We start from the raw sequence: 12522 nt of genomic DNA on the forward strand, positions 1-12522 counted from the left end.
GGCTGGTTTCGGGGCTGGGTTTCGGGGCGGGTTTCGGGCGGGTGCGGGCAGGGTGCGGGGCTGGGTGTGGGGAGACGGGTGCCGCGGCGGCGGGAGCCGTCGGGGTCACGCGGGAGCGTCCGTCGTGACGTTAACTCGGAGAATTTCGGGACACGCCTTATGTGCCCACGGGGAACGGCGTGTCACGAAAAAGTCCGCAGATAACGCAGGGGCACGGATGCCGCGGCGCGGGTTCAGAGAATGGCTCGCCGGGTTTCGACAAGCGAAACCACCGACAAGCACCACCACCGACAAGCACCACCACCGACAAGCGAAACCACCGCTACAGCCCCGCGGGCAACTCCCCCGTCGCCACCAGATACAGCCGTTGCGTCGGACGCGTCATGGCCACGTACAGCGCCCCGGCCCCACGCGAAGACGCCGCCACGATCCCCGCCGGGTCCACCACGATCACGGCGTCGAACTCCAGCCCCTTCGAATCCTGCGGGGTGAGCACCGCCACATCCTTGAGCAGCCCCGCAGCCCCGACACCGACACTGACGCCCAAGGAACCGAACGCGGCACCCAGCGAACCAACAACTCCAGCCAGAAAGTGCTCCAGCACGATCACTGCAACCGTGCCACCCAACCCCAGCGAGCGTTCCCGCCTAACTGCCGAAACAACATCCGTGAGCGTCTCAATCGGCCACTCGCTCGCCCGCACCGATCGCGCCGGAGTGATCGGCAGATCGTGCGCGAGCGCCATCGACTCGGCAGCCGAAGCGATCTGGCTCGGCGTGCGGTAGTTCACGGTGAGCTCCTCGAGCCGCCACCGCGAGGCCTCGAGCGAGGAGCCGAGCAGGGGCTCGAGGGCGTCGCGCCAGTTCGACGCGGCCGCGGCCGACGCCGCCTGGGCGATGTCGCCCACGATCGTGAACGACCGCAGCGGGCCGCGCCGCAGCACCAGCCGCCACTGCATCGGCGACAGCTCCTGTGCTTCGTCGACGACCACGTGACCGTAAGTCCAGGTGCGGTCCAGGGCGGCGCGCTCGGCCGTGGTGGCCCGGTCGCCGAGCTCGGCGAAGTTGTCGGCGAGCGCCTTGGCGTTCACCAGCCCCTTTACCTCCATGTTCGAGATGGCCAGCTCGGCGTTCTCCACGTCGCGCTTGCGCTGCTCCTTCTGCTCGCGCTTCTGGGCTGCGTCGACCACGTTGTACTCGCCCAGGTGCTCGGCCGCCTCGTCGAGCAGCGGCACGTCCGAGATGGTGAACTCGGCATCGCGCGGCCGGTGCAGCAGCGCGCGCTGCGCCGGCGTCCAGGTGGGGGTGAGCTGCGCCAGCCATTGCGGGCGGGCGTAGAGGTCTTGCACGAGCTTCTCGGGGGTGAGCGGCAGCCAGGCCGTGTTCAGCGCCACCCGCACGTCGTCGGCCAGGCGCAGGTCTTCGCGCAGCATGGGCAGATCGGTGTCATCCATCGACCGGCCCTGGTCCTTCAACTGCGCGAGCCACTCCCGGGAGAGCGCGGCGAGCGCGTTCTTCACGAACGTGACCCGGGCCTCGTTGTGCGGCTTGCCGCCCGCCCGCGCCCGGTGAATCGCGGTCTCGATCAGTTGCGGCTTGAGCGTGAGCCGGTCACCGTTCACGACCAGCACCTGCGCCGACGCCGGCACCCGCTGCCGCGAGCGCACGGCACGCTGGACGAGCCGGGCCATCGAGGTCTGGCCCTTGATCGCGGCGACGGCCGGGGCATCCTCTCGGGTGGCCTCGATGCCCGGGTAGAGCTGGCCCACGGATGCGAGCACCACCCCGGTCTCCCCCAGCGACGGCAGCACCGCCTCGATGTAGTGCAGGAAGGACTCCGACGGCCCCACGATGAGCACACCCGAGTTCTTCAGCCGATCGCGATGCGTATATAAGAGGTATGCCGCGCGGTGCAGGGCCACGGCCGTCTTGCCCGTGCCCGGGCCGCCCTGCACGACGAGCACGCCCTTCAGGTCTGAACGGATGATGCGGTCCTGCTCCGCCTGGATCGTCGAGACGATATCGCTCATGTGCCCGGTGCGCTGGGCGGTGAGTGCGGCCAGCAGCGCGCCCTCCCCCTGGTGCTGGGTTGCCGAATCGCACTCGAGCAGCGCGGCGTCGAGGATCTCGTCCTCGATGCGCACGATGTCCCGGCCCTTCGAGAGCAGATGCCGGCGGGCGCGGGCCCCGAGCGGCGTCGCCGCGGTGGCCTGGTAGAACGCGCTGGCCTGCGGCACTCGCCAGTCGAGCAGGATGGGCTGCAGGTTTTCGTCGCGCAGCCCCAGCCGGCCGATGTAGCGGTAGACGGAGGCATCCGTCGAGTCGGAAGAAGAGGAAGAGGAAGAGTCGGAAGCAGAATCAGAGTCAGAGGAGTCTGCGGCCACTTCGAGCCGCCCGAACGCCAACCGGTCGTCGACCTCGCGCAGCTGCACGATGCGGTCTTCGTAGAGGCGCGCGAACGTGTCTCGTTCGGAGCGCGACTGGTGGTTGCCGCCCACGTCGAGCCGCCGCACGGCCACAAGCTGCTGCTCGGCCTCCCGCTGCAGCGCGTCGAGGCGCGCATACAGGTTCGCGACATACTGCTGTTCCCGCTGAAGCTCCCGGTCGACCACGCGCACACCCCTTGAAATCCGAGCCTCAAGTTTACTCGGGTCGAATCATTCACCTGACCGAGAAAAAAACAGTGACGCACCTCGGCCAGTGAGGGTCAGGCTCGCTCGAACCCTCAGCCCGCTCGGTAGTCTGGTCACACTGCCGTTTGAACGAAGGACCATTGGTGCCCGAAACACGTAGACACGGGCGCATCGAAGGCCTCGACCTCATTCGCGGTCTCGCCATCGGGCTGGTCCTGCTGCGCCACGCGTGGCCGTCCACGTTCGGCGGCGGCGGCATCGTGGGTGTCGTCATGTTCTTCGCCCTCAGCGGCTACCTGATCACCGGGCTGCTCCTCTCCGACATCGGTTGCTTCGGTCGGGTGCGATACGGCCGCTTCTACCGCAATCGCGCACTACGACTGGTTCCCGCACTGGTGCTCATGTTGGGTGTTCTGGCCGTGGTCACGCTGATTCTTGACCCCTGGGGCGATAGGGCCGGCCTTGGCCGTGCCCTGCTCATCGGCATCACCTACACCGGCAATCTGCCGATCCCGCTGGGCAGTTCGGGCATCAGCCACCTGTGGACGCTGGCCACCGAGGAACAGTTCTACCTCGTCTGGCCGATCCTGCTGGCCATCGGGGTGCGGTTCCGTCGCATGCGCTGGGTGCTGGCGGTATCGGTGCTCGCCATCGCCACCGTCATGATCGCGTCGATGCTGATGACAGCCCCGGACATTACGCGCATCTACACGCTGCCCAGCTCCTGGGCGATCGCGATGGTGATCGGCGCCGCCGCCTACGTGGGTCAGGATGCTCTGGGCCGGCTCCTCCCCAAATCCGGCATTCCGCGGGCTGCGCTCTCACTCCTCAGCCTGGGCATTCTGATGATGATCACGTTCTCCCCGATCGCTAAGAGCTGGCACCTCACGTACGTGGCGATCGGCCCGCTGGTGGCTCTCTTGACGGTGGTGATCATCTTGCACCTGCGTGCGTGGAAGACCCTCCCGAAACGGTGGCTGAAGCCCGCACTGGCTCTCGGCACCATCTCGTATGCGGCGTACCTGTGGAACTACCCGGTGGTGCTGTGGCTGAGTGCCACGCCGGCCATCCCGCACGGCCCCCTGCTCTCCCTGCCGATCACTCTGTTGGCGGCAACGCTCAGCTGGTGGCTGGTGGAGCGCCCAGCCCTCGCCTGGAAGGCGAGACTCGACGCTCCGCGTTCGACGTCCGCGCAAAGTGCTCCGGCCCTGCTGGAACAGTCCTGAACGGAAAGAACACCTTGACAGTGAGGGCGTTTGCTTGTCGGCCTCTGGGCTTACAGCGCGCGGTGTCCTGCGCAGGAACAAGGCGAGCCGCCAAGAGGCAACGCCCGCAAGATTTGGGGGCCAGCATGCTGCGCAGATTGAATCCTCACAGGTGTAGAGCACTCACTGGAGCCGCCCTGGTTGCCGGCGTGCTGATAGTGAGCGGATGCGCCGCCGGCTCCGAGTCACAAAGCGTCACCCCGAAACAGGTCGAGGAAACCACGACCACCAGCACCGTCGATGCGGCCATCGCCGCCATTGACCCGACTCTGATCGACCACGTCGACCAGGTGATGAACGCCGTGGTGGGCTGCCTGGGCACCGACGGCAAGCCGCTGGCCACCCTGCGCGCCTGGCAGAACATGCGCTACGTCTGGCTCATCGACGGAACTGAGCCGCTGGCCGTGGCCAACGCGCTGGTCAAGAATAAGGAAAAGGCCGGCTGGACTACGTCCGGGACAGGCAACGAGATCACCGGCGAGGAGACCGGCGCTGCGAGAACGATGACTCGTGTTCCAGCGGGCGACTCCAACGACACGCCCGGGCTGAGTATCTCGACGGGGTCGAACACGGCAGTTCCTCCGGTGATCTACCTCAGCTCGACCAGCATCTGCTTAGAAGGCGGCGCGCTGCTGCCCTAACGTCTGCACCGCACATTTCAACTTGACCTCCTCGTGCGTTCATTTTGTAGCAGCACACGTTCGCCGCGTGTGACACTCAGGGGTGCGCCACCACGTGAAACCGCTGCATACGCCAAGAGTCCGCCAGTGCACGCCCACCCCCTTTTTGGGGACGCAGGATCGTATTCCACACGATCACACCCGCCATAAGCTGAAACGTGACTAGGATCCGCCCCGAGCAGATGGGGCACAAAGCTCTGCTCCGACGTGGGCGCAGTCACAAGCGACTTCAATACGCGTTTCTCTTCGTCGCGGCCGCCGCCGCGGGAATCACCGGTTTTGCCGCTATCACCATGACGCTCTAGCGACACAGGCTTCAGATGACTACGTCGGCAGCCTGGGGGGGCGGCCATCGCCGCCGGATCGTTGGCCTTAGCGCTCTCGATCGGCTCTCCCGCGATCATGGCCTGGGCCGAAGAACCGCCCTCAACGGCGACCAACGAAGAGCCGGTCGTAACGTCGGATGATTCGACCGTTCCAGTACCGGAGACCCCGCCCGAAACGTCCACCCCGGTCAACCCGAGCCCGGTTGACACGCCGGCCACTGACACACCCGAACCGGAGGTCAGCCAAGCGCCGACGGAACCGGCACTCGCCGACCTGACCGTTGCACCCGAAGCCGTTGCTCCAGCGTCTGTGACCCAGGAGAGCCCGACCACGACCTCGAATGAAAAGCCGGCGGGGAGCCGCTCGCAGTACAGCAGATCGAATTACAGCAGCTCGCGGTCCAGCGATCGAGACTCGGACGAGAAAACAGCTGTGGACGCCTCAGACCTGAGCGTCCTCGGCCTCACGACGACCACGCCAACTGCGCCTCTTCAACTGCAGCTGCAACCTGAAACCGCAGCCACCTCGAAGGCCACCGCGACCCCCACCCCGTCCGAGGTGCTCGACTCGGCGGACTCCGCCAGTTCCGTGGCCTCGAGCCTATCTCCGCTCGCCGTCATTGTCCTGGTGAGCAGCCTGAGCCTGATCGGGCTGCTTGGCGTCGGAAACTTCTTCTACCGCACTCGCTTCGCCAACCGCCAGCAGCCGCGGTCTTTCCCCCGCCGCTGAGGCGCAGACTTACAGGGCGGCAGGAACTTCTACAGTGTTGCCAGCGAATCGGTGAGCCGCTCAGTTATCCGTGCACCCGCTTGTCTACTTCGCGGTATTGCAGCCGGGGGCGTCGACAGTGACCGCGGTCGGGTTCAGCATCGGCGTCGTGCGGAGTTCCGGTGCCGCGTAGGTGCCGGCCGGGCCGGTGAAGACGGCCGTGACCGCGCTCGTCTGACCAGGGGTCAGCATGACCGAGAACCGTGCCACGGGGCGGCCGAGGTCATCGGTGGTGGTCTCCAGGCTGGCGCCGTCTACGGCGTCGATCGACGACGACACGAAGGTCGTGCCGGGAGGCCCATAGACGAAGACCTCGGTGCGGAACTGTTTGACGCCCCACGCCTGGCTGGCCACGTACCGCGGGAGGCTAACGGCAATTGCGTCGGTAACAGTTGAATGCAGGTTCACGGTAGCCGTGAAGGTCGGCGTCGCCGCGGTGCAAACATCTGTGTTCAGTGTCGCGCGGGTTTCGAGGTAAAAGTCCATCTTCGAGGCCGACATATCACGGAAGAACACGCCCGTGGTGGTGGTTGCCTCATTCGTAGTGCGCAGGATGCCGGCCATCGGAGTACCGTCGATGATCTTCTGCTCCTCGGGGTGCGAACTCCACGCCATGATTCGGTGCTCGGTAACGCCCAGGGCGACTGCCCTCAGCATGGCCTGCGGTTCGGCCTGCGAGTTCGTTACGGCGTCGAACATAGTCTTGGCGGCCTCGGCGAAGAACGCGTCGGTCTGGTAGGCCCCGTTCTTTCCTTGGTAACGAAAGTAGATCTCATTGAGCAACAGGGCCACTGCGTTGTCTTTCGATAGCACGTCACCCGTACTAACCGCGACCGGTCCGGTGGCGCCGAGCATATGCGCCAGTGCCGCCGGGTCGATTGAGATGACGCCGTCAACGGTGCCGCCGAGGTCCTGCTGCCAAAACGCTTGGGTGATCTTTGCGGCAGTGGGGAAGTCAGGCCGACTGGTCGAAAGGTTCAGTCGCGTGTACATCAGTTGCGTGTACAGGGCCGACAGCTTGGGGTCTTCCGCGACAACCGGTTGGCCGTCACGCCACGGGAAGTCCAGGCTTGACGCCTGCCGGGCAATGCTGATCGCCCCGTCATCGACGGTGACCTCGGTCAGGGCGGCGGCGGTGCCACCGAGTGCCGTTGTCTCGGCGAGGTTCTGGAAGATCAGAACATAAGTGCGCGGCCCTGAGGCTCCGAGCATGTCGGGTGCCACCGAGGTGAACGAGCTCACTTCCCTCACGGTAGTTGCCGCTCCGTCGAGCATGGTCGACAACTTGCTACCGGCCGCGCTGACCTGGTCGATGGTGCCGTCTAGTTCAATCCCGGCAACGGATTTCGCCGCCGAGTCGAGCGCGGTGCTCGCAGTGGCGAGGGCTGTGTTCAGTTCCACGATCGGCCCGAGGTTAATCTTCCCGTCGACGGGCTTCAGCGACGCGGCACTCAGGCCGGACGCCACCGTCGCGATCGGCGCGACCGCATCCTGCGCCACCACGTCAATGGCTTCTGCCATCTGACGCACGGCGGTGAGGTTGGCGCCGGCGAACGGAACGATTTCCGCGGCCTGCCAGAGCGGATCATGGGCCTGATCTACGGCCTTGCCCGTGGCGGCGGAAAGCATCGTGGATGTGTCCCCGAGCCCGGCGAAGTCCATCGCAGTGGCCTGGGTCTTGAGGGTTCCCACGAGGGTCTGCGCCTTCTCGAGTTCCGCCTTGGCCGTCAGTGCGCGGGAACCGACCCATCCCCCGGCGGCACCGAGCAGAACGACGAGCCCGACGAGCACGGAAAGGGTGATCAGAACCAGGCGACGACGCCTCTTGATCCGCCGAGGTCGCGTGGGGGTGGCGGCGCGGTCGTCGGTTATTTCAGTCACGTACGAACGCTAACCCATGCCGGCCGTTCGCCCCGCATCTGCCAACGCGCGCAACAACTCTGGGGCGACCGCACTGGATGCTCGCGAGTTACACCTACCAGCGCAGTTGGCGGGCCGCGATCTCGTCACACTTGTCCGAGCACCAGTATTTGCGGATCGGGTCGTGGATCGGTCGCGAACATTGAAGACAGCGGTTGGTCCTGCCAAGACGCCACTGAATGAAGGAAGAGCGTAACGAAAGAGTAGGCATCGGGTTGCCTCCTTGGCACCGCACGGGTCGGCGGTGTCGCCACCATAGACCTGCCGCGGCCGAGGAGATAGATCTGCGCCGAACAGGCCCAGACCGTCAACCCGTCGTCTGCAACTCCGACTGGACCGCATCGAGGGTGTCCGTCTGGAATCCCTTCTGCACGGCCTTCAGCTTGTCTTGATCGATAACGACGATGGACTGTCCGTCCGGTGAGGTGCCGGTGCCCATTGTCGGCAGGGTGAAGAAGGTGACGTCACCCACACGCACGTCGCGCAGTTCCACGGCTAGACCGGCCACGTAGGCCGAGTTTAGCCCCTCGTCTACGGCGAGGTAGGGAGCAATCGCTCCGACCAGACCGCTGATCTTGGCGGGATTTGAGAGGGTTTCCACCGTCAGCGACTTGCCGAGCACGGCCTTGATGAAGGCTTGCTGGTTACGTGCGCGCTGAAAGTCTCCGTCAGAGAAGGCGTAGCGTTCCCGCACGAAGGCCAGCGCCTCCGTCCCGTTCAAGAGGTGCGTCCCCTCGGCGAAGTAATGCCCCTTCAGATGGGACGAGTCGAATCCGATCGGATTGTCGATGGCCACGCCGCCCAGCGCATCTGTGATGCCCTTAAAACCGGTGAAATCGACAATCGCCACATGGTCGATGCGTGCACCAAGAAGGCCTTCAATGGTCTGCACGGCGAGGGGCACTCCGCCGTAGGACATGGCGGCGTTGATCTTGGCCTCGCCCTCACCCGGAATGTCGATCCAGCTGTCACGCATGATCGACATGACATAGATGTTCTCGCGGTTCGCCGGTACGTGCACCACCATGATGGTGTCCGAGCGCTGGCCGGTGAGGTCGGCAATGGACCCATCGTTGGCTCCCCGCGTGTCAGAGCCGAGCAGAAGGATGTTCTGCCCGCTCGTGTTCTGCCCGCTCGTCGCATCGACGGGTGCCGCCGTCGGTCGAGACGCCTCGTCGGGAAACACATCCGGAATCTTCACTGTCTGGGTGTCGAAGGTGTTGCTCAGGCTCCACACATAGATACCCGCGGTGCCGGCGACGAGGAGTATTACGGCGGCGATGGCGATGAGCACGATCCGCCGTCCTCGGCGTTTCGGCTTCGTCAGAGGGGCATGAGATACTCCAGTCATCACGGTCGACCGAGCCCCAGGTACGTCCAGCCCGCAGCCCGCCACGCGGCCGCATCGAGCGTGTTCCGGCCGTCGATGATGATGGGAACACGCACGAGTGTGGCCGCCCAGACCGGGTCGATCTGCTTGAACTCGGCCCACTCGGTTACCAGCACGACCGCGTCCGCGTTACGCAAGGTGTCCTCGATGCTGGTCGAGTAGGTGAGCTGCGGGTGCCGCAACCTCGAGTTCTCAATTCCCTGCGGGTCGGTCGCCACGACGTCGGCGCCGAGCCCCCGCAGCTGCACGGCCACGTCGAGAGCAGGCGAGTCGCGTACATCGTCGGAATGCGGCTTGAAGCTGAGACCGAGCACGGCCACCTTGGCCGTGTAGACGGGCTTGTCCAGCGCCTGCAAAGTCATTGCCACGACCCGCTGCCGCTGCCGCAGGTTGATCGCATCGACCTCCTTCAGGAAGGCGACCGAGTCGCCCCGGCCGAGTTCCTCAGCACGGGCGGTGAACGCACGGATGTCCTTAGGCAGGCAGCCCCCACCGAACCCGACACCGGCATTGAGGAAGCGGCGCCCGATGCGGTTATCGAAGCCGATGGCGTCGGCCAGCTCACTGATGTTCGCCCCGGAGGCGTCGGCAATCTCAGACATGGCATTGATGAAACTGATCTTGGTGGCGAGGAACGCATTCGCTGAGACCTTCACGAGCTCGGCGGTGGCGTAGTCGGTGACGATCAATGGAGTCTGCGCGGCCATCGCCGAGGCATAGACCTCGTTCAGCAATGCCGTTGCTTGCTCGCCGGCCTCGCCGGGAGCGACTCCGTAGACCAGCCGGTCAGGGCTGATGGTGTCTTTCACTGCGAAGCCCTCGCGCAGAAACTCGGGGTTCCACGCGAGGGTCGCGCCGCTGCCGGCGGCCTCGATCACGGCGGCAAGGCGAGCGGCGGTTCCGACCGGAACCGTGCTCTTGCCCACGACCAAGTCACCTTCGGCGAGGTGGGGCAGCAGTGACTTTATGGCGGCGTCTACGTGGGTGAGGTCGGCGGCGTGGCTGCCGGCCTTCTGCGGGGTGCCGACGCCGATGAAGTGCACCCGGGCGCCAGCCGCGTCGGCAATTTCGGTGCTGAAGCGCAGCCGGCCCGAGGCCATGGCCGAGGTCAGGATCTCAGGCAGACCCGGCTCATAGAAGGGCGGCTTACCCGCGGCGAGCTGCTCGATCTTGTGGGCGTCGATATCAATGCCCACCACCTCGTGGCCGAGTTCGGCCATCGCCGAGGCATGCACCGCCCCGAGGTAGCCACAGCCGATAACTGAAATCTTCATGCGTTGTCTTCCATAAGGTTCAGCCTATTTGCGACTGCGCGACCGATTCGACCATTGACCCCATCGCTCCAACCCACAACGGTTGGCCTACACGTCTGCTACTGCCTGATTGAGTCCGCATGGTCGTGGTACCACTCCACAGTTGAGCGCAGCCCCTCTTCAAGGCCAATTTGCGCAGTCCAGCCTGCCTCGGCGAGCTTGGACACGTCCAACAGCTTCTGCGGGGTACCATCTGGCTTCGTGGTGTCCCACTCGGTCTGGCCCGTGAATCCGACCACCCGGGCCACCGTTTCCGCGATCTCACGGATCGTGACATCGCTCCCCATGCCCACGTTGACCTGCTCCGGCCCGTCGTAGTGCTCCAGCAGGTGTAGGCAGGCGGCCGCCATGTCATCGACGTGCAGAAACTCCCGCCGCGGGGTGCCCGTACCCCAGTTGGTCACACGCGGCACACCCGACTTCGCCGCCTCGTCGTACCGGCGGATCAACGCTGGCAGCACATGCGAACCCGTCGGCGAGAAGTTGTCGCCCGGGCCATAGAGGTTCGTCGGCATTGCCGAGATCCACGGCAAGCCATACTGGCGGCGCACAGCCTGAATCTGAAGGATTCCCGCGATCTTCGCGATCGCATACGCGTCATTCGTGGGCTCGAGATACCCGGTAAGAAGAGAGTCTTCTCTGATCGGCTGGGGTGCAAGCCTCGGGTAGATGCAGGACGACCCCAGGAACAGCAGCCGCTCCACCCCATGCTTCACGGCCGCATCAAGCACATTGACCTGAATACGCAGGTTGTCGCTAAGGAAATCCACTGGGTAGGTGCAGTTGGCGAGGATGCCACCTACCTTCGCGGCGGCGAGAACGACGTAGCGCGGCTTAGCCTCAGCAAAGAACGCGAAGACCGCGTCCCGGTCCTTCAAATCCAGCTCGACCGATGACCGGCCGACGAGGTCCGTGAACCCCTCAGCCTCGAGGTGACGCCAGATCGCGGAACCCACCAGTCCACGGTGGCCCGCAACATAGAAACGGGAAGACCTGTCCAACGGTTTCGGTACGAAGACGCTCTGCTCGCGGTCGCCGGCAGCTGAGGCTGCAACGATAGCCATCGTCAGTTCGTTCCGACGCTGACGGGCGCAGTGCCCCAGCTGGCAAGCTTGACCTCATCGATCCATCGGCTGCCGGAGTGCTGAAGCGCCGTGATGTCAGCATCAACCATGATGCGGGCCAGTTCAGCGGTATCGACAGTGGCCTTCCAGCCCAACTTGGCTTCAGCTTTGGAGGCCTCACCGACGAGGGCATCCACCTCGGTCGGGCGAAGGTACCGCTCGTCGAACCGAACGTGGTCCTCCCAGTTGAGCCCCGCGTGGCTGAACGAGGTCTCCACGAAGTCGCGCACCGTGAAGTTGCCGCCGGTGGCGAGAACGAAGTCATCGGGCTCATCGACCTGGAGCATGCGCCACATGCCCTCGACATACTCCGCCGCATACCCCCAGTCCCGGATCGAGTCCAGGTTGCCGAGATACACGTGGTCTTGCGTGCCGGCCTTGATAGCCGCGACCGCGCGAGTGATTTTGCGCGTAACGAACGTCTCGCCCCGCCGCGGCGACTCATGGTTGAAGAGGATGCCGTTGACGGCAAACATGCCATAAGCCTCACGATAGTTCTTCGTGATCCAGTAGCTGTAGACCTTCGCGGCACCATAGGGGGAACGCGGATAAAACGGCGTCTCCTCATTCTGCGGCGGCGGCGTCGCCCCGAACATTTCCGAACTCGACGCCTGATAGAAACGAGTCTCTATGCCCGACATCCGCACAGCCTCGAGCAACCGAATTGCGCCCATCCCGGTGGTGTCCCCGGTGTGTTCTGGTTCATCGAAAGACACGCGGACATGCGACTGCGCGGCCAGGTTGTACACCTCGTCAGGCTTGATCTCTGCGAGAAGCGTCACCAGACGGCTGCCGTCGCTCAAATCACCGTAATGCAGAAACAGCTTGGCAGCCGGGTCGTGCGGGTCCACGTAGAGGTGGTCAATCCGCGACGTATTGAAGGTCGACGCGCGGCGGATCAGACCGTGAACCTCATAGCCTTTGGACAACAGCAGTTCGGCAAGGTAGGAACCATCCTGACCCGTGATGCCGGTAATTAATGCGCGCTTTGCCAATTTGTCCCCATTTGTCTTATCCGGGCATGTCAGGGAACAGCGGCATCGAGGACCGCGCTTCGCTGCCAGCTCTGTCAAACCTAAGCCTAGACGACTCGCTGTAGCGCA

The 12522-nt window shown here is 64.7% G+C and carries 9 protein-coding genes; 3 read left to right on the forward strand and 6 right to left on the reverse strand.

Translation table 11 applies throughout. From position 1 onward, the window contains the following. Positions 1-322 precede the first annotated feature (322 nt). Complete coding sequence (locus tag CXY79_RS03585) at positions 323-2617, reverse strand: ATP-binding domain-containing protein (protein ID WP_104099786.1); 2295 nt, start codon at positions 2615-2617, stop codon at positions 323-325. A gap of 158 nt (positions 2618-2775) precedes the next feature. Here CXY79_RS03585 and CXY79_RS03590 point away from each other — a divergent pair, with 158 nt between their 5' ends. The 3 genes from CXY79_RS03590 (at position 2776) to CXY79_RS15625 (ending at position 5633) form a co-directional block, all read left to right on the forward strand. Further along, a complete protein-coding gene (locus CXY79_RS03590) occupies positions 2776-3858 on the forward strand; it encodes an acyltransferase (protein WP_104099836.1) in 1083 nt (360 codons plus the stop codon). A gap of 188 nt (positions 3859-4046) precedes the next feature. After that, on the forward strand, positions 4047-4538 hold the full coding sequence (locus tag CXY79_RS03595) for a hypothetical protein (RefSeq protein WP_146068078.1): 492 nt from the start codon (positions 4047-4049) through the stop codon (positions 4536-4538). 798 nt (positions 4539-5336) lie between these two features. Beyond that, on the forward strand, positions 5337-5633 hold the full coding sequence (locus CXY79_RS15625; RefSeq protein ID WP_146068079.1) for a hypothetical protein: 297 nt from the start codon (positions 5337-5339) through the stop codon (positions 5631-5633). 84 nt (positions 5634-5717) lie between these two features. Here CXY79_RS15625 and CXY79_RS03605 read toward each other — a convergent pair whose 3' ends face one another. The 5 genes from CXY79_RS03605 to gmd form a co-directional block, all read right to left on the reverse strand. Then, positions 5718-7553 (reverse strand): DUF4012 domain-containing protein, encoded by a 1836-nt coding sequence (locus CXY79_RS03605; RefSeq protein ID WP_146068080.1) that lies wholly within the window; start codon positions 7551-7553, stop codon positions 5718-5720. Positions 7554-7899: 346 nt separating this feature from the next. Beyond that, positions 7900-8886: an LCP family protein gene (locus CXY79_RS03610; protein ID WP_233191207.1), complete on the reverse strand. Its 987-nt coding sequence runs from the start codon at positions 8884-8886 to the stop codon at positions 7900-7902. A 56-nt stretch (positions 8887-8942) separates the two neighbouring features. Then, positions 8943-10256, reverse strand: a complete 1314-nt coding sequence (locus tag CXY79_RS03615) for a UDP-glucose/GDP-mannose dehydrogenase family protein (RefSeq protein ID WP_104099791.1) — start codon at positions 10254-10256, stop codon at positions 8943-8945. Positions 10257-10354: 98 nt separating this feature from the next. After that, on the reverse strand, positions 10355-11359 hold the full coding sequence (locus CXY79_RS03620; RefSeq protein ID WP_104099792.1) for a GDP-L-fucose synthase: 1005 nt from the start codon (positions 11357-11359) through the stop codon (positions 10355-10357). A 2-nt stretch (positions 11360-11361) separates the two neighbouring features. Further along, positions 11362-12414 carry a GDP-mannose 4,6-dehydratase gene (gmd, locus tag CXY79_RS03625; protein ID WP_104099793.1) on the reverse strand — a complete coding sequence of 351 codons (1053 nt, stop codon included), beginning with the start codon at positions 12412-12414 and terminating at the stop codon, positions 11362-11364. Positions 12415-12522 lie beyond the last annotated feature (108 nt).

The organism is Cryobacterium sp. M96 (assembly GCF_002929845.1).
GTDB lineage: Bacteria > Actinomycetota > Actinomycetes > Actinomycetales > Microbacteriaceae > Cryobacterium > Cryobacterium sandaracinum.